Below are 293 nucleotides of genomic sequence, written 5' to 3'. Positions count from 1 at the left end.
CGAAAAGAGCCGCCATGTCCGAAACGCCTCCCGACCGCCTGTCCGTCAATCCCGCCAGCCCGCACCATGACGAGGCCATGCTCGCGCGCGGGGTCGGCATCCGCTTCAAGGGCGAGGAGAAGACCAATGTCGAGGAATACTGCGTGTCCGAAGGCTGGGTTCGCCTCGCCGTCGGCAACCGCGTGGACCGCAAGGGCAACCAGCTGACCGTCAAGCTGCAGGGTCCGGTGGAGCCCTATTTCAAGGACGACGGGGAGGCCTGATCCAGCTCCCGTCTGGCCAGGGCGCCCGAC

Annotated in this window: 1 protein-coding gene; it reads left to right on the top strand. The window is 66.9% G+C overall.

Annotation, left to right across the window (positions count from 1 at the left end; translation table 11 throughout):
• On the top strand, positions 1-263 hold a 263-nt coding region (locus tag FLQ44_RS08075; RefSeq protein ID WP_240801212.1), incomplete at its 5' end, for a DUF3297 family protein.
• Positions 264-293: the final 30 nt, after the last annotated feature.

Origin of the sequence: Vogesella mureinivorans (assembly GCF_007644035.1) — a bacterium.
GTDB lineage: Bacteria > Pseudomonadota > Gammaproteobacteria > Burkholderiales > Chromobacteriaceae > Vogesella > Vogesella mureinivorans.
The sequence above is the reverse complement of the archived record's forward strand: the minus strand, read 5'-3'. Positions and strand labels throughout refer to the sequence as shown.